Raw genomic sequence first — 16,411 nt, 5'->3', positions numbered from 1 at the left:
ATTGTCATCGCCTAGGCTAGCGCCTGTTCCAGCAGGCAGGCAACATGAATCGCATCTCGGCCACTGCCATCCTTAATCTGGTGGCGGCAGCTGGTGCCATCGGCAACCAGGACAGCATCGTCTTCAGCCTTGCGGATAGCCGGCAGAAGCGAAAGCTCAGCCATTTTAAGCGAGGCTTCGTAATGCTCGGCTTCATAGCCAAAGCTACCCGCCATACCGCAGCAGGAAGATTCGATGGTTTTAACCTCAAGCCCCGGCACCCAGCGTAGTACCTGCTCGACCGGACGTAGCGCATCAAAAGCTTTTTGATGACAGTGGCCATGAAGCAGGGCCTGCTTGTAGCCTGAATGTTTAAGTGCCAGCGGCAGCTGTCCGGCCTCATGGGCAGTCACCAGAAACTCTTCGAATAGATACGCCGATTCGGCGAGTGCTCGGGCTTGTTCACCAAAACCATACTGCAGAAATTCATCGCGCATGCTTAAAAGGCACGATGGCTCAAGCCCCACGACCGCCACGCCGCGATCCACAAACGGCATCAAGTGATCCAGCGTTCGCCTGGCTTCTGCCTTGGCTTTCTCGAACTGGCCGGATGATAGGTAAGTACGCCCGCAGCACAGCGGCCGCTGGCCTTTGGTGACGTTGAGGTGCACCCGATACTCGGCGGCTTCCAGCACGCGCTTAGCAGCTTTGGCGTTGTCTCCTTCCATATAATTATTGAAGGTATCGACAAACAGCAGCACCTCACGCTCAGCGACTTCGCTACTGCCCGCGTTATGGTTGCCTGCCAGGAAGTTGCCCTTGAAGGCAGGCAGTGCCCGTTCCGGGGCAAGATTGAGCGCCTTTTTGACTCGATTGGCTAGAAACGGCGTGCGCTCCACATAGTTCATCACCCCAGAAAAGCGGCTCGCCCACGGCGCATAGCGTGGCATTTCACCGACCATGCGGTCACGCAGTGACAGCCCTTTTGCTTTGGTGCGCGCGGCACGCGCTTCAATCTTGAACTTGGCCATATCCACGCCGGTCGGGCATTCACGTTTACAGCCTTTGCAGGAAACGCACAGGTCGAGCGCTTCTTTAACAGCGTCGCTGGCCAGCCCCTCATCGCCAAGCTGGCCCGAGAGTACCAGACGCAGCGTATTGGCTCGCCCCCGAGTTAAATGCTGCTCATCCTTGGTCGCTCGAAAGCTTGGGCACATGGTACCCGCATCGAACTTGCGGCAGTGGCCGTTGTTGTTGCACATCTCGACCGCCATGGCGAGCCCGTGGGTAGGATCGCCTGCGGTGCCGGGCGGCGTCTGCTCGCCGGTTAACGGGTCGCGCTTTACGTTCCAGGCAGACCAGTCAAACACCGGGGTTAGTGGAATCGTCTGATACGATTTGGGGAACCGGAAATAGCGTTCGTCATCCATTTTAGGGGTGTCGACGATCTTGCCGGGGTTAAACAGATTATCCGGGTCAAACAGTTGCTTGATCTCACGAAAGGCGTTGTTTAGCGTATTGCCAAACTGCCAGGCGACCCACTCGCCGCGGCAAATGCCGTCACCGTGCTCACCGGAGTAAGCGCCTTTATATTCACGCACCAGCGAGGAAGCCAGTTCGGCAATTTCACGCATCTTTTCAGCGCCATCACGGCGCATGTCCAGAATGGGCCGCACATGCAGCGTACCCACGCCAGCATGCGCATACCACGTACCTTCCGTGCCGTAGCGATTGAACACATCAGTGAGTTTAGTGGTGTATTCGGCAAGATGTTCAAGGGGCACGGCGCAGTCTTCAATAAAAGAGACAGGCTTGCCGTCGCCTTTCATACTCATCATGATATTGAGCCCCGCCTTGCGGACATCCCAAAGCGCTTTCTGCTCTTTTGCTTCAGGCATATTCACCACGCTGCCCGGCAGACCCAAATCGCCCATCAGCTCGTTAAGCTCACTCAGCGCCGCCAGCTGCTCGGCGTGATCTTGACCTGCAAACTCCACCAGCAAAATGGCTTCAGGCTTGCCGATCAGGGCTTTTTCAATCACCGGGCGAAACGCCGGGTTTTCAAGGGCAAGCTCGATCATGGTTCTATCGACCAGCTCGACCGCCATGGGGCCGAGCTTGACGATATGCTGGGTTAAATCCATCGCCTGATAGAACGTTGGAAAATTCACCACGCCCAGCACCTTTTGGCTGGGTAGCGGAGAAAGCCGCAGCTTGATGCGCTTGCTTACCCCAAGTGTGCCTTCCGAGCCAATCAGCAGGTGGGCTAAATTCGCCCGGCCCTCGGGGTCATAAGGTATGGAGTTCTGGCAGTCGAACAGATCCAGGTTATAGCCCCCGACACGGCGCAGCACTTTAGGAAAATGCTCCCGAATCTCTGGGCTGACCCGCTCGGCAATCGCCTTGACCTGTCGGGCGAGCTGCTGCTCCCGCGAGCCTTCGGCAAGGCTATCCACAAAGCTAAACCGTGCTTCAAAGCCATCGGCGAGTATGGCATCGATGCCCACTACGTTATGCACCATATTGCCGTAGTAGATCGAGCGCGACCCGCAGGAATTATTGCCTGCCATGCCGCCAATGGTGCATTGGGCGCTGGTCGAAACATCCACCGGATACCAGAGCCCGTAAGGCTTTAACCAGGCATTGAGGTGATCAAGCACCATGCCCGGCTCTACCACCACCGTCTGCGCTTCAGCATCGAATTCGATGACCTGGTTGAGCCAGCGCGTGGTGTCGATGACCAGCGCCTCGCCGACCGTCTGGCCGCACTGGCTGGTGCCCGCACCGCGCGCCAGCACCGGCACACGGGCATCACGGGCGATATCCAGCGCGATCTTGAGGTCCTCCTGGTGGCGGGGGATCACCACCCCCACCGGCGTGATCTGATAGATCGAGGCATCGGTGGCATAGCGCCCCCGCGTTTCCTGATCAAACAACACGTCGCCTGCCATTTCCCGGCTTAAGCGCGCCGCCAGCTCCCCCACGGGTTTGATTCTGGCATCGCGAAATTGGGGCTGTTTCGTCAGTGATGTCATGTGACTCTCCCCATCATTAACGCTCTGAAGTGCCTGTGCTAAGCGGATTGTTGGCAAAGTAGTCCAGAGCGGCGGTGACGCCACTGCCCTGCAAGTTGACGCCTGCAAGCTTCATCCCGGCCTCACAGCCGCCCAGCGTGGCAATCAGGGTAAGGTCGTTACAATCTCCCAAGTGGCCGATGCGGAACATCTTGCCCTTGGCCTTGCCGAGCCCCATGCCTAGCGATAGATCAAAGCGCTCGTAGATAATCTTGCGAATCTCATCGGCATCCACCCCCTCAGGCATCACCACACCCGTGAGCACAGGGGAGTAAATCGCGGGGTCCTGACACTGCACTTCCAGCCCCCAGGCCTCGACCGCCGTACGCACGCCAGCGGCCCAGCGCTGATGACGCGCCAGCACGTGGTCGATACCTTCATCCAGCAGCATATCCAGCGCTTCATTGAGGCCATACAGCAGATTAGTGCTGGGCGTATATGGCCAATACCCCTTCTGGTTGGCTTCCAGAATCTCATCCCACGCCCAGAAGCTTCTGGGAAGCTTGGCCTCCCGGCTAACCTCGATCGCCTTGGGAGAAAGTGCGTTAAAGCTAATCCCCGGCGGCAGCATCAACCCCTTTTGTGAACCGGACACGGTGACATCCACACCCCACTCATCGTGGCGATAGTCGGCGCTGGCAAGGCCGGAAATGGTGTCCACGATTAACAGCGCCGGGTGTCCGGTGGCATCAATGGCCTTACGCACCGCTGCGATATCGCTGGTCACCCCGGTTGAGGTTTCGTTATGCACCACACACACCGCTTTAATGGCGTGTTCGGGGTCGTTGTTGAGCCGTTCTTGGATCATGTCGGCCTGAACGCCCTGGCGCCAGCCCTCATAACCCGGCAGGCCGATAAACTCAGGCTTCAGATCAAGACGCAGCGCCATTTTCTGCCAAAGCGTGGCAAAGTGGCCGGTCTCAAACATCAGCACCTGATCGCCCGGCGACATCGTATTAGCGAGTGCCGCCTCCCAGGCGCCGGTACCCGAGGCCGGATAAATAATCACCGGGTGCTCTGTTTTGAAGACTTTTTTTACCTTGGCCAGTAGTTCCAACCCCAGGGCGCCAAATTCAGGCCCACGGTGGTCAATGGTGGGCAGGCTCATCGCACGCAATATGCGGTCTGGCACCGGTGAGGGGCCAGGGATCTGCAGGAAATGACGGCCGGATGGGTGAAAGTCGAGTTTTAGCATGGTGGTTACCTCTTGTTATTGTTGCCGGTTAAAACCTGAAAAATGGATAATGAATTCAATTATTGGCTTTAAAAAAACCTATTTGATGCAGCCTTCAGCCCGCAAGTGGCTTAGTTCGTCATTAGCAAAACCCAATCCTTCAAGCACTTCATCGGTATGCTGCGCAAACAGCGGCGCCGCGCTACGTATTGTCGAAGGCGTCAGGGAGAACTTGCTGGGAAAGCCGATGGTTTTCATTTTTCCCATTACCGGGTGCTCCATCTCTTCCACCATGCCGCGAGCCAGATAGTGCTCATCGGCCATGGCGTCAGCGAAATTATTGATAGGCCCGGCAGGCACGCCCGCGCTATCGCAGAGCGTTAACCACTCATCCACGCCTGCCTCGGCCATTAGTTCTTCCAGCAGCGCTTCAAGCTCATCAACATGCTGGCCACGGTCGTGGTTAGTGAGAAAGCGCGAGTCTTCCATCAAGGCTTCACGCTTTAATACGTCGCGACAAAACCGCTCCCAGGTGCGCTGGTTGGCGCAGCCCAACATCAAATACCCGTCGCGTGCTTTGACCGCCTGATAAGGTGCCGATACCCGATGGCGCCACCCCGTGGGGCCCGGCACAGTGCCTTCGGCAAAGTACGCCGCTGCTTCCCAGGTAAACCAGGGCAGGCCGCATTCGGTAATCGCAATATCAATATGCTGGCCTTCGCCGGTGGTCATCTTATGAATATGCGCCGCGAGTATTGAGTAAACCGCAGTGATGCCCGCCCCGATATCGTAAACGGCAATGCCGGTTTTCAGCGGACGTCTGCCCTGCTCGCCGGTCATCGACATCAACCCAGTCATGCCTTGGGCCACTAGGTCGAACCCGCCTTTATGACTGTAGGGACCGGTCTGGCCATAACCTGAAATTGAGCAGTAAACGATACCGGGATTGATGGCTTTGATGGTGTCGTAATCGATTGCCAGCGATTTAGTAACGCCTGGCCGGTAGTTCTCGACGATGACATCGGCATCACTCGCCAAGCGATAGAATATCTGCCTTGCCCGTTCATCCTTGAGATTGAGTGAAATGCTCTTCTTATTGCGGTTAATCTGCGAAAAGCAGGTGGATTCCCCATTCACATAAGGTCCCATCTGGCGGCTATCATCGCCGCCATTAAGCTTTTCAACCTTGATGACTTCAGCGCCCATATCAGCCAGCACCATGGTGCAGTAGGGCCCTGCCATGATTTGGGAGACGTCCAGCACTTTTATATTTTGTAAGGGAAGCATACGCCCTCCTCCTATGTGTTTAGCGGCCCGTCCACTCAAACGACGTTTTATTGACGAACTTATCCACGGCAGCGGCAAAGTCGCGGCTCATATAGCAGGTTGTTACCCAGTCATCGCTGGCATCCGCTTCAAGTCTGCGTTGCTCAAGCGCTCGATTGATCAATGCTTTGCTGGCCTGCAGGGTAAGCGGCGCCCGCTTGGCAAAGTCTGCTGCGAGCTTGGCGACGTCGGCGTAAATGGTGTCGGCATCAAAGATGCGGTTCACAAGCCCGGCGGCTTGTGCCTCTTCAGCGCTAAATAGCCGCGCCATCATTAACACTTCCTTGGTGCGGGCCACGCCGACCATGTCGATCAGGCGCGATACGTTACTGATCGACAGCGTATTGCCCAGCGTCTTGGCGATGGGTACCCCAAATTTCATAGTGGAGGTGGCGTAGCGGAAGTCACATACCAGAGCGAGTGCTGCGCCGCCGCCCACACAGGCGCCTTCAATCAGCGCCAGGGTCGGCTTGGGAAAGCGCTCAAGTTTTCCCACCACCTGATCGATCCGGCGTTCATAGCCGATGGCATCGTCAGGCTCCGAGAAGTTGGCAAACTGGGTGATATCCGTACCTGCCACGAATGCCTCGCCGCCTACCCCGTGAAGCACCACGGCGTGAACCTCGTCATCATCCACCAGAACATCGCAGTAGTGCTCCAGGGCGTTATACATCTCCCAGGTCATCGCATTGCGGCTTTGCGGGCGGTTAAAACCGACCCAGGCAACACCGTCACAAATTTCAAACTGCACGCTGTCGGTTAGCGGTGAATCATGTGAATCTTTCATAAATGACTCCCTTAGCCGTAGATAAAGTTAACCAGCGCCAGTGCAAACGCGGGGATGTAGGTGTTGATCATCAAAATCGTGAACAGCACGGCGATAAACCACAGGTTGGTTTTGGACGTCGCCCAGATATCCGATTTGGCAATCGAGCAGGAAGCTATCAGTACACTTGCCACGGGTGGTGTTTGCTGGCCGATCGCCAAGTTCAGCGTGACAATCAAACCAAAGTGCAGCGGATCGATGCCCACTTCCAGAACCAACGGCAGCACGATAGGCACGACCAGAATGATCGCCGCTGCCGAGTGCAGGAAGATCCCCAAAATCAAGAAGATGACATTCAAAAGGGCCAGAATGACGTATTTGTTATCCGTCAGGTCACTGATCTGCATGGCAATTTCCTGGGGCACGCGGGTCTCGGTGAGATAGCTGCCCACCACCGCAGAAGCCGCGACCAGCAGCATCACCACCGCCGTTTGCACACCAGCGCTCTTGCACGAGTCGATAAAATTCTTGATCGTAAACTCGCGATACACCACCGCACTGATGAAGATTGCCACGCAGACGGCAAGAGCCGCGCCTTCAGTTGCCGTCACAAAACCGCCAAAGATACCGCCCAGGATAATCACCGGGATCAGCAGCGCCCAGATCGCTTCCTTGAAGGCTTTCCACAGATTGGAGACCTGAAAACGCCCCTCAGACGGAAAGTTATACTTTCGGGCTAGGTAGTAGCACATGGCGGCTAACCCCATGGCGCCCAATAGGCCCGGAAAAATACCTGCCACAAACATCTGTACCACGGACTCGCCGGACATAACGGCGTACAGAATCATGGGAATCGAAGGCGGCAAAATGATTGCCAAGCTGGCCGCAGATGAAGAGATGGAAGCGGCAAACTCTTTCGAGTAGCCTTTTTTACGCATGGCCGGAATCAGGATACTGCCGATCGCCGATACGCCTGCCACTGATGAGCCGGATATTTCAGCGAAAAACACCGAGGCCCCGATGGTCACCATGGAAAGCCCGCCCTTGATAAACCCGACCATGGCCATGGCCAAATCGATCAAACGCCGGGAGATACTGGAGGCATTCATGATCGCGCCGGCGAGAATGAACAGTGGAATGGCTATCAGGGGGAAATTCGTGGCCCCCTCAAACATGGTCATGCCGACCGTCGGCATCGCCATGCTGCCGTAAGTCATAAAGGTGGCAATGGTGCCGACTAACGCCAAGGCAACCGCCACCGGCACATTGATCAGAATCAGCACGATCAATGCGAGAAATATATAAAGTATGGTCATGCTGGTTACCTACCCTCGCTGATGAGTGCTGACAGCTTCAACCTCTTCGGCATCGATACCGGCTTCTTCCAGTTCATGATCGATAAACCCTTTGCCGCGGGCGCTTTTCAGCACCTCGGGCAGGCGCAGCAGCTCAGCGATAATGAACAGTACGGAGGCCACGGGGATAGCCGACTGGGTAAGCTGCATGGAGATGGACGGCAGACTGACCATATTGACGCCCTCAAGGATCAGCATTACCTGGTAGCTGGCCAGACCGAGAAATACGAAAAAGCCGATGGTGATTGCCTCTGCTAGTAACGCGACCGGCACCCGGATCGAGGGCGGGCACATATTCAATACGCTGGGGCACGTAATATGCGCCCCTTTAGCGGCCGCCAGCGCCGTCCCGTAATACGTCACCCACGCCAGCAGCACAGCGGCCAGCTCGTCGTACCAGCTCAGAGGAGAACCGAGATACCGCGAGATAAACCCAATGGTCACGACCCCGGCCAGAGCAATAACCAGAATGACCACGATTGCTTCAAGAAACGAAAAGTACGCGTTCTTGAACTTGGTGTAAGCACCCATTGAAACCTCCAGAACGATGAGGCGCCCTGCACGCAGGTGTTGCGCCTCGAAGAGACGGTTACCTGGTTTAGTCGCGCAGTCCAGCTACCGTATCGATAAGTTCCTGTCCACCCTCGACATCGTTGGCGAACTTGTCGTAAATGGTCTGAGAAGCTTCCACAAAGGCATCGAAGTCGACTTCATTGACCTCCATACCCTCTTCGCGCATTTTCTCCAAGGTTTCTTCATCCAAGCGCTGTCCCTCTGCGAGGGCGAAATCTTCCATTTCCAGAGCAACTTCCTCAAGCACTGTGCGCACGTCTTCAGGCAGACGATTCCAGCTGGCCCCCGCAGTTAGATAAGCGGGCGTATAGACGTGATTGGATAAGGAGAGATAGTCCTGAACTTCCTGAAACCGCGAAGAGTAGGTTTGAATGAGGGGGTTTTCCTGGCCATCCATTGCACCGGTTTGCAGCGCCACGAATACTTCAGAAAGCGACATTGGAGAAGGGGCTGCACCGTAGCTTCTAAACATTTCGATGCGCCATACGCCGCTGGGCGTGCGCAGCTTGATGCCGTCAAGATCCTCTGGCACGACGATAGGTCTTTCGTTGTTAGTGATCTGACGGAAACCGTTTTCCCAGACGCCGATAATTTTAAAACCGCGCGCCTCGGCTGCTTCATAAAGCGGTCCACGAACGACTTCATCGCGAACCCGCTTCATGTGCTCACGGTCTTTAATCAGGTAGGGCATTTCAAATAAAGCGAACTGATCGGATTCAGAGCTCATTACCGTTGAGGGAATCGATAAATCCAACGACCCCAATCGCAAGCGACGCATCATCGACTCGTCGCTTCCCAACTGGCTATTACCGTACACATTCACTTCAGCTACACCTTCCAGGCGTTCATTGGCAAGCTCGGCAAAGCGATTGGCGGTAATTTCAAACAGCGAGCCTGGGCCGCCCACATGGCCCAGCCGCACTTCCGTATTGGCACTCGCCGCAGAGGCCTGTAAGCCAATCGCCACGGCAACGGTCAAAAGCGTTGTTTTGAAAAATTTCATAGAGCACTCCAAGAGAAACTTATTGTTGTTGGATCGTCGCCATCGGGGCTTAAGGCCCGATGAGCCTTACACGCTCATTCTGTTGTCGCTTCCTTACGACGCGTACACCGCTGCTGTGCACTCATTCAATTTGAATTCAAAATTCAAAATTAGGTATTAAACTTTCGTATTGATCGTAAGATCCGTTTCACAGCTGCTTGATTTACAAGCAATCAGCTATAGGCGATAAGCGTAAAAATCTTTAGCTATAAAAAAGCGCCTCCGTTAAGGCGCTTTTGTTAATAACACTACAAGGGTCAGCGTTAATCAGGCGTAGGCTCAAGCCCCCACTTGAGCCCTGCGGCCTCAATACCGGCAATGGCGGCCTGCTGATCTTCGCTTGACGATGCCCCGCTAACGCCCACTGCGCCAATCACACAGTCCTGTTCATCAAGAATGAGTACGCCACCGGCCACGGGAATAAAATGGCCTTGAGAGCCAGCAGCGACGCTAGCAAGAAAGGCCGGCCGCTCTTGATTTCGCTCCCCTGTTACGCCGCTGGCGACACCAATACCTAACGCGGCATAGGCTTTACCTTGCGCCACGGGGTAGCGCAAAGGCGCGCACCCATCTTCGCGCTCAGCTACCACGACGTGGCCGCCACCATCCAGCACCACGATGGTTAAGGGCGTAAGGTCAGCTTCCCGGGCTTGGGTAATCGCCCCTTCCACCATTGCTCTAGCCTGGGCTCGGGTCAGCTGCACATTTGCGAGATATACGTTACCTGCCATTGATTGCTCCTTGTTATCCTTGTTAACTGCTAAGTTCTCCTAATAACAGGAGAAAGCGAGTACCCGTAATGGAGGGTTCTTTACAACTTAGTTAATATTGAATTCATAATTACTTTTACAGATCATACGCAGACTCGCCACTATACCAAGCGGGAAGTCGGCTAAATTACATTAGCACTATGCAAAGCTTGATAGGATCGCCAGGTGGATGACCGAGAAGGGAGAGAACAATGACGAAGATACTGCAGCGCAATTTGTACCGCGAAGTCGCCGACCGTATTGGCGATCTTATCGAGCACGGCGAGCTGTCGCCTGGCGAGCGGATCTCAGAAAAACAGCTATGTGAAAAATTTGGCGTTTCGCGTACTCCCCTAAGAGAAGCACTCAAGGTACTGGCGACCGAAGGCTTGATTGAACTGCTGCCCAACCGTGGCGCCCGGGTGGTTCGCTTAACCTTCAAGAAGGTCAAGGACACTTACGATCTTATGGCGGCGCTGGAAGGCCTATCCGGTGAACTAGCTTGCCAACATATCACCGATAAAGAAATTGCTGCCATTCGCACACTGCACAACAACATGCTTGAGCACTACCATCAACATGATTTAAAAGCGTATTTCGAGCTTAACCGACAAATCCACGAAGGCATTTTGACTGCGTCTCAAAACGAAGTACTTCAGGAGATGTACAGCAATCTTAGCCAACGCGTAAAGCGTGTGCGCTACTCGAAAAAGATGACCCAAGCGTTTTGGGATCAGGCTGTCAAGGATCATGAAAACATGATCAACGCCCTGGAAAAACGCGATAGCCAGCTGCTCGGCCAGATTCTGCGTGACCACCTGTGCAATAAACTTGAAGTGGCGACGTTAGCTGGGGTGATCGAAGACGAAGCGCCCATTGAAGAGCATAGTGTTGTTAACGCTTAAGCGTGCTACCACGGCTCCATACGCATGGCTGAGCGCTCCAGGCGCTCGCTCTCTGCTTCCAGCTCCCGTAGCAGCTCGGTAATGCTGGTGAGATGCTCCAGAGCCACCTGCCTGGCCTGTTCGGCGTCGCCGGCGACAACCGCATCATGCAGCCGGGCATGCTGGCGGTTGATCATTTCACGCGGGCCCGCGCGGTGGTAAAGATGCTTAACCGAGGCAAATACCGAACTTAGCAGCAGGTCGGTCAGGCTTTGCAGCGTATGTACCAGCACCGGGTTGTGCGATGCCTGGGAGACTGCTAGATGAAAGGCGTGGTCAAGCCGTGCCAGCCGCTCAACATCAATGCTCTCGGCGTGCTCGGCATAATCTGCCAGCTCCTGGTAGCGCCGGGTAATCAACACGCGGTCCATGGAGGTACCTCTCGTCGCCGCCAAAAAAGCCGACTCTCCTTCCAGCAGGGCGCGCACTTCGAGCAGATCAAACAGCGTGCGCGGATGATCATGGAACAGGTGCATCAACGGACTTTTATCCTGCATGGGTAGAAGCGATGCCACGGTTGAGCCATGCCCTTGGCGAGTTTCTATCACGCCTCTGCTACGTAGAATGCGCAGGCCTTCACGCAGCGAGGCTCTGGATACTTTAAGCCGCTCGCAGAGGCGCCGTTCAGAAGGCAGCAGTTGGCCTGGCCGAAAGACGCCATCCAGAATCAAGCGCTCCAAACGGGCGGCAACATGGTCAGGCGTACGCAGGCCAAGCACAGGTTCTTGATTGGAAAAGGGCATCTGTTTTCTCTCATCCAAGCGTCGGTTGGTCGCCAATGGCAAGGTGAGATTTACTCATCGGCAAGTAGGCGCCATCGCGTTTCAACATCGACCAATTACTGGTCTGACCATTGCACCACACCCTGGACAGCCGCACAAAAAAAGCTCAGATTAACGCCATAGCTAATTGACCGTGCGGTTACCTTTAACGATAAAAAACCAGAGAAGTTGTGATGAATATTCTCTTTGATGAGCGCCTTGACGGCGAGCTTGTCCACCGCGATAAAGCCGAGGTTTTAAGCGATATACAGCAGGCGGTACCCACCATGACCCTGCTGCACCGGGAAGAAGACCTGCGCCCTTTTGAGTGCGATGGCTTGGCGGCGTACCGGGTGCTACCCATGCTGGTGGCGCTGCCTGAGAACCTTGAGCAGGTTGAAGCCCTGCTAAAGCGCTGCCACGCACTTGATGTGCCCGTAGTGACGCGCGGTGCGGGCACCGGCCTTTCCGGCGGCGCACTTCCGCTTGAACAAGGTGTGCTGCTGGTAATGTCGCGTTTTAATCGTATTTTAAGCGTTGACCCGGACGCCCGTCTGGCGCGTGTGCAGCCTGGGGTACGCAACCTGGCTATTTCTGAAGCGGCCGCGCCTTACGGGCTTTACTACGCCCCTGACCCGTCATCTCAAATCGCCTGCTCAATTGGCGGCAACGTGGCGGAAAACGCAGGCGGCGTGCACTGTTTAAAGTACGGGCTCACGGTGCATAACGTACTTCGTGTTGACGTACTTACTATTGAAGGCGAGCACATGACGCTGGGCGCCGAGTCGCTGGATGCGCCGGGGTTTGATCTTCTGGCGCTGATGAATGGTTCAGAGGGCATGCTCGGCGTGGTGACTGAAATTACCGTCAAGCTGCTGCCCAAACCAGAAACCGCCAAGGTCTTGATGGCAAGCTTCAACGATATTGAAAAAGCGGGCCGAGCGGTGGGCGATATTATTGCCGCAGGCATCATTCCAGGCGGGCTGGAAATGATGGACAGGCTAGCCATTAAAGCGGCCGAAGATTTTGTTAAAGCGGGTTATCCCATGGATGCTGAAGCCATTTTGCTCTGTGAGCTTGATGGCGTTGAGGCAGATGTAGATGACGACTGTGAAACGGTACGTCGGGTACTCGAAAAGGCAGGCGCCACGCAAATTCAGCAGGCCCGCGATGAGGCTGAGCGAGCCATGTTTTGGGCCGGACGTAAAAATGCCTTCCCAGCGGTTGGTCGTATGTCGCCGGACTACTACTGCATGGACGGCACGATCCCGCGCCGCGAATTGCCGCGTGTGCTCAAGGGGATCGCCGCACTTTCTGAACAGAGTGGCCTGGCCGTGGCCAACGTGTTTCACGCAGGCGATGGCAACATGCACCCGCTGATTCTGTTTGATGCCAACAAAGAGGGGCAGCTTGCGCTTGCCGAGGACGTTGGCGGCAAGATTCTGGAGCTTTGCGTGGAAGCAGGCGGGTCCATTACCGGCGAGCACGGCGTGGGGCGCGAAAAAATCAATCAGATGTGCAGTCAGTTCCAGGCCGATGAGATTCGCATTTTTCATGCGCTAAAAGCCGCGTTTGATGCAAAGCGCCTGCTCAACCCCGGCAAAAACATCCCCACGCTTGCTCGCTGTGCCGAATTTGGCGCCATGCATGTGCATAACAATGAATTGCCGCACCCGGAGCTTCCGCGGTTTTGATGGCATAAGGAACACTCATGACCGATCTAGCGATTAACGCCGCAGACCGCGATATCTCTGAGCATCTGTGTGACCAGGTGCGTAACGCGGGTGAAACGCGCACGCCACTGCGTATTGCAGGGGGGAACACCCGCGCGTTTTATGGCCGCCCAGTGGAAGGCCAGCCGCTGCACATGGCAGAGCACAGCGGTATCGTCTCTTACGACCCGGTAGAGCTGGTGGTCACCGTGCGTGCGGGCACTCGATTAAGCGTGCTTCAGGCAGCGCTTGCCGAACACCATCAAATGCTCCCCTTTGAGCCGCCCTCTTTTGATGAGAGCAGCACCATTGGGGGCGCCGTGGCGACCGGGCTTTCCGGCCCCCGGCGCCCCTGGGCGGGTGCCGCACGCGACTTTGTGCTCGGCACACGCATTATTACCCAAGAGGGCAAACTGCTGCGCTTTGGTGGCGAGGTGATGAAAAACGTGGCGGGGTATGATCTTTCCCGCTTAATGACCGGTGCCCAAGGCACGCTTGGCGTGCTGGCCGATATCTCCTTTAAGGTGCTGCCTGTTCCCACCGCAAGCCACTGTCTGCGCCTGTCACTAAGCCTTGAAGAGGCCTTACACAAACTGGCTGCACTTGGCCGCGAGCCGCTACCCATCACTGCCGCAGCCTGGCACGCTGGCGAGTTGTTTATTCGCCTGGAGGGGGGCGAAAGCTCGGTAAAAGCGACCCGTGAGCGCCTGGATGGCGAACCACTGGAGGCCAGCTTTTGGGCCTCGCTTCGTGATCATACCCATGACTTCTTTAAGCGCCGCGATGACCCACCGCTGTGGCGCCTTTCTCTCCCTCCGAACACTGCCCCGCTTGCATTGGATATTCCCCAGCAAGATATCTTTTACGACTGGGGCGGCAGCCAGCGCTGGGTAAAAACCACCCTCGATGCAGCAACGTTACGCAAGGCATGCCAGGCCGCAGGCGGGCACGCTACCTGCTACACCCCGCAGGCGCAAGGCGGAGCCGCTGAGCCCTTTACGCCGTTAAACAGCGTGGTTGAAAAGTATCACCGTAGGCTGAAAGCGGAGCTGGATACTCACGCTATTTTTAATCCCGGTCGTCTTTATGCGGCGCTTTAATCAGGAGAGCTGATATGCAAACGCATTTTACCGATGCGGATCTTCAAAAGCCGCATATTCAGGAGGCGGAGCGCATTTTTCGCACTTGCGTACACTGCGGTTTCTGTAACGCAACCTGCCCCACTTACCAGTTGCTGGGCGATGAGCGTGACGGCCCCCGCGGGCGCATCTACCTGATGAAGGAACTGCTGGAAAGCCGCGACGACGATGACCAGGTCACCGCAGAAACCCGGCTGCACCTGGACCGCTGCCTAACCTGCCAGAACTGTGAAACGACCTGCCCTTCCGGGGTCGAGTATCACAAGCTGTTAAATATCGGCCGCGCTGAAATTGAGCGTCGAGTACCGCGCCCGCCAGCCGAGCGTGCCCAGCGCTATGCGCTGCGTAAAATGATGGTGGAGCCAACGCGCTTCAAGGCGCTGCTTAAACTGGGCCAAACCTTCATGCCGCTGGTGCCAGGCAAGCTGCGCAATAAAATACCAGCCGCGCCCGCTGATGCTGGCAAACGGCCGGGCAGTACGCAGCATACTCGGAAAATGCTGATGCTAGAGGGGTGTGTACAACCTGGATTATCGCCCAACACCAACGCCGCCACAGCGCGGCTGCTGGACCGACTGGATATTAGCTTAACGCCCGTCACAGAAGCTGGCTGCTGCGGGGCCATTGACTTTCACCTCAATGCCCAGGACGACGGCCGAGCACGCATGCGCGCCAACATTGATGCCTGGTGGCCACATATTGAGCAAGGAGCGGAAGCCATTGTTCAAACGGCCAGTGGCTGCGGGGCATTTATCAAAGAGTATGGCTATATGCTCAAGGATGACCCGCGCTATGCTGAAAAAGCCCAGAGAGTCAGTGCGCTGGCAAAAGACATTGTTGAGATACTTCAAGAGGAACCCCTGGACGCCCTTCAGGTAAAAGAGACTCAGCGGCTGGCCTTTCACTGCCCTTGCACACTACAACACGCCCAGAAGCTTAACGGCGCGGTTGAAGGCGTATTAACCACGTTAGGGTTTACGCTGACCCCGGTGCAGGATGCTCATCTCTGCTGCGGCTCAGCGGGCACCTACTCGGTCACCCAACCGGAACTGGCCACACAGCTGCGCGACAATAAGCTCAATGCCCTGGAGGCAGGCAATCCTGAGCTTATTGTAACGGCTAATATTGGCTGCCAAACGCACCTGGCAGGCGCGAACCGCACGCCGGTTCGTCACTGGGTCGAAGTGGTAGACGCCGCACTCGCTCAATAACATTCATTAACCAGATACTCTTTAAAGCACTGTTTATCAACTAACCAATAGGAAATGCTATGCAAACCAAAGCCGTACTGACGCTTACCGATATCAACAAGATACTTGATGCTGCGCAACAAGAAGCTGACAACAACCGCTGGCCGGTGACGATTGTGGTCACTGACGATGGCGGCCACCTACTGGCGCTACGCCGCCTGGATGGAGCCGCGCCCTTTAGCGCAGAAATCGCCTCTCATAAAGCGCGTAATGCCGCTATTGGCCGCAAGGAAACGCAGGTGTTTGAAGAGATGATTAACGGTGGCCGCACTGCATTTGTTTCCGCGCCCTTCCCTGGCTTATTGTCAGGTGGCGTTCCGGTGATCGTCGATGGGCAAGTGATCGGCGCGGTAGGCATTTCCGGTGTAAAACCTGAGCAGGATGTCCAGATTGCCAAGGCAGGTGTTAGCGCGGTTGCCTGACTAGCGTAACCAACCAGCGCACATACGAAAAACCCCGGATCAATGATCCGGGGTTTTAGAATTCGTTCGGTATAAACCGAAGGTGCTTAATGGCGGACCGGACGAGACTCGAACTCGCGACCTCCGGCGTGACAGGCCGGCATTC

General features: G+C 55.9%; 14 protein-coding genes. 5 read left to right on the top strand and 9 right to left on the bottom strand.

Annotated features, from left to right (window positions below; all coding sequences use genetic code 11):
* Window positions 1-11: 11 nt before the first annotated feature.
* The 8 genes from CZ787_RS18145 to CZ787_RS18110 form a co-directional block, all read right to left on the bottom strand.
* Window positions 12-3,014, bottom strand: a complete 3,003-nt coding sequence (locus CZ787_RS18145; protein ID WP_087111887.1) for an FAD-binding and (Fe-S)-binding domain-containing protein — start codon at window positions 3,012-3,014, stop codon at window positions 12-14.
* A gap of 16 nt (window positions 3,015-3,030) precedes the next feature.
* Complete coding sequence (locus tag CZ787_RS18140) at window positions 3,031-4,248, bottom strand: pyridoxal-phosphate-dependent aminotransferase family protein (RefSeq protein ID WP_087111885.1); 1,218 nt, start codon at window positions 4,246-4,248, stop codon at window positions 3,031-3,033.
* Between the two features lie 78 nt (window positions 4,249-4,326).
* Window positions 4,327-5,514 (bottom strand): CaiB/BaiF CoA transferase family protein, encoded by a 1,188-nt coding sequence (locus CZ787_RS18135; RefSeq protein ID WP_087111883.1) that lies wholly within the window; start codon window positions 5,512-5,514, stop codon window positions 4,327-4,329.
* Between the two features lie 19 nt (window positions 5,515-5,533).
* On the bottom strand, window positions 5,534-6,340 hold the full coding sequence (locus CZ787_RS18130) for an enoyl-CoA hydratase (RefSeq protein WP_087111881.1): 807 nt from the start codon (window positions 6,338-6,340) through the stop codon (window positions 5,534-5,536).
* An 11-nt stretch (window positions 6,341-6,351) separates the two neighbouring features.
* Window positions 6,352-7,635 carry a TRAP transporter large permease gene (locus CZ787_RS18125; protein WP_176372257.1) on the bottom strand — a complete coding sequence of 428 codons (1,284 nt, stop codon included), beginning with the start codon at window positions 7,633-7,635 and terminating at the stop codon, window positions 6,352-6,354.
* Window positions 7,636-7,644: 9 nt separating this feature from the next.
* Window positions 7,645-8,205 carry a TRAP transporter small permease gene (locus CZ787_RS18120; protein ID WP_087111879.1) on the bottom strand — a complete coding sequence of 187 codons (561 nt, stop codon included), beginning with the start codon at window positions 8,203-8,205 and terminating at the stop codon, window positions 7,645-7,647.
* A 67-nt stretch (window positions 8,206-8,272) separates the two neighbouring features.
* Entirely contained in the window at window positions 8,273-9,250 is a 978-nt protein-coding gene (locus tag CZ787_RS18115; RefSeq protein ID WP_087111877.1) for a TRAP transporter substrate-binding protein, read from the bottom strand.
* Window positions 9,251-9,552: 302 nt separating this feature from the next.
* A complete protein-coding gene (locus CZ787_RS18110) occupies window positions 9,553-10,020 on the bottom strand; it encodes a GlcG/HbpS family heme-binding protein (protein WP_087111875.1) in 468 nt (155 codons plus the stop codon).
* Window positions 10,021-10,250: 230 nt separating this feature from the next.
* Between CZ787_RS18110 and CZ787_RS18105 the strand changes: the two genes are divergently transcribed.
* The gene (locus tag CZ787_RS18105; RefSeq protein WP_087111873.1) at window positions 10,251-10,943 is read left to right on the top strand and encodes a GntR family transcriptional regulator; all 693 of its coding nucleotides are present in this window, start codon (window positions 10,251-10,253) and stop codon (window positions 10,941-10,943) included.
* Between the two features lie 5 nt (window positions 10,944-10,948).
* Here CZ787_RS18105 and glcC read toward each other — a convergent pair whose 3' ends face one another.
* Window positions 10,949-11,725 carry a transcriptional regulator GlcC gene (gene glcC, locus CZ787_RS18100; protein ID WP_087111871.1) on the bottom strand — a complete coding sequence of 259 codons (777 nt, stop codon included), beginning with the start codon at window positions 11,723-11,725 and terminating at the stop codon, window positions 10,949-10,951.
* Between the two features lie 212 nt (window positions 11,726-11,937).
* Between glcC and glcD the strand changes: the two genes are divergently transcribed.
* The 4 genes from glcD to CZ787_RS18080 are packed head-to-tail and all read left to right on the top strand — an operon-like array spanning window position 11,938 to window position 16,266.
* Window positions 11,938-13,437, top strand: coding sequence for a glycolate oxidase subunit GlcD (gene glcD / locus CZ787_RS18095; RefSeq protein ID WP_087111869.1), 1,500 nt, complete (start codon window positions 11,938-11,940; stop codon window positions 13,435-13,437).
* Between the two features lie 17 nt (window positions 13,438-13,454).
* Entirely contained in the window at window positions 13,455-14,555 is a 1,101-nt protein-coding gene (gene glcE, locus CZ787_RS18090) for a glycolate oxidase subunit GlcE (RefSeq protein ID WP_087111867.1), read from the top strand.
* A gap of 14 nt (window positions 14,556-14,569) precedes the next feature.
* Window positions 14,570-15,805 carry a glycolate oxidase subunit GlcF gene (gene glcF / locus CZ787_RS18085; RefSeq protein WP_087111865.1) on the top strand — a complete coding sequence of 412 codons (1,236 nt, stop codon included), beginning with the start codon at window positions 14,570-14,572 and terminating at the stop codon, window positions 15,803-15,805.
* A gap of 59 nt (window positions 15,806-15,864) precedes the next feature.
* Window positions 15,865-16,266 carry a GlcG/HbpS family heme-binding protein gene (locus CZ787_RS18080; protein ID WP_087111863.1) on the top strand — a complete coding sequence of 134 codons (402 nt, stop codon included), beginning with the start codon at window positions 15,865-15,867 and terminating at the stop codon, window positions 16,264-16,266.
* Window positions 16,267-16,411: the final 145 nt, after the last annotated feature.

It is taken from the genome of Halomonas citrativorans (assembly GCF_900163645.1).
Taxonomy (GTDB): Bacteria; Pseudomonadota; Gammaproteobacteria; order Pseudomonadales; family Halomonadaceae; genus Vreelandella; species Vreelandella citrativorans.
Note: the sequence above shows the minus strand (reverse complement) of the source record. Positions and strands in the feature narration are given on the sequence as shown.